Here is a 1,307-nt window from a genome sequence, read left to right as displayed (position 1 = left end):
CAACTAACTTAGTATTTTCACCATACTTCATCCCTGTAGCCACCTTTCTCGTCCGTCGTCCTTCATTCCCCTTCTCCACACTGTATTCACTTATGGATATTCTTTTGAATTTCATTGATTTTTTGTAAGTATCTTTACTCATGCAGAGCTGCCTCGAAGCCCCAATGCCCTAAAGTCTAATCAAAAACAACTCTTAATCCTAAGTTTTACCATAAATAAAAAGAATCCATTTTGAAAAAAGATTGATCAAAATAGATTCTTCTTCAGCAGATTTTTTGTTTCGGCTTCATAAAAATTCGAGCATTTTCCGGCTGTATCGCTCCATCATCGTGCCTGATTATTCTCTTAAAATTGAAGAGTTGCTATTAAACTTTCTTAATATACTCATACACTTCTTTAGGTTTTATATTAAGCATGTGGGCAATTTCCGTTATTTTCTTTCCTTCTTCCTTCATCTTTTTTACTTTTATCTCCATTGTTTGCTCATATTCTTCTGCAATATCAAATAATGGACTTAATAAAGAGTGCCATATTTCAAAATCAGTAAATTTATTTCTTTCCAAAAACTCATTTAGCAATATTTCTAATTCTTTAGTTTGTATCATTCTTTTACCTTCTAACACTTGTTTCTCAGTAAGAAAATCACCTATATCTTTCATAAAATTAATAAATGAGTCCATGGAATCTGCAAGAAAATCGCCACCACTCCAACTGTCCATTCCGTGCATGATTGAAGATATAGGATATCCTTCCTCATTTAAATCAATAATAATTGGATCTCCACACATAGTTTCATATGCAATAACAATCCAATTTGCATCCCAAGTATCTTCCTCATCGGTTACAAGGGAGTTTCCATCGGTGTCAATGCTGTATCCTACTTGAAATTCATCTAATTGCTCAAAAGAACATACATCAAAATTTACATACTCTCTAATTTTTTTATGTTCTAAGTTAATAAGTTCTAAATTTCTCTTTATCTCTACTTTTTGATGATAAGAATTAAATTGTATCATTGTCATTTTTACTACATCCCTATTCATACTTTATATGTATTCTTTTGTATCTGGTTGTTTACCAACCAACTAAGCCAAGAATATTAATAATAGATATTGTTATTTTTTCTTTACCTCACATAAAGATTCAATAATATCTTGAAAGTGAAATTGAAAATCTAAAAATGCAAGTAACCAAAAAGGAAGGCCACGAATAATTCCTGGCCTTTTTGTTTTCTAAACCTAAAAATCTCTTTAAGTTTATAGACTTTGTATCAAAATTTTAAAAACCTTTTATTCAAAACCGATAAC

The 1,307-nt window shown here is 30.6% G+C and carries 1 protein-coding gene; it reads right to left on the bottom strand.

Going from position 1 to position 1,307, the window contains the following annotated elements:
- Positions 1–365: 365 nt before the first annotated feature.
- Positions 366–1,022, bottom strand: coding sequence for an SMI1/KNR4 family protein (locus AC1DTM_RS26900; protein ID WP_002110792.1), 657 nt, complete (start codon positions 1,020–1,022; stop codon positions 366–368).
- Positions 1,023–1,307 lie beyond the last annotated feature (285 nt).

It is taken from the genome of Bacillus sp. P4_D3, from assembly GCF_056401855.1.
This window is presented reverse-complemented; position numbering and strand designations above follow the sequence as displayed.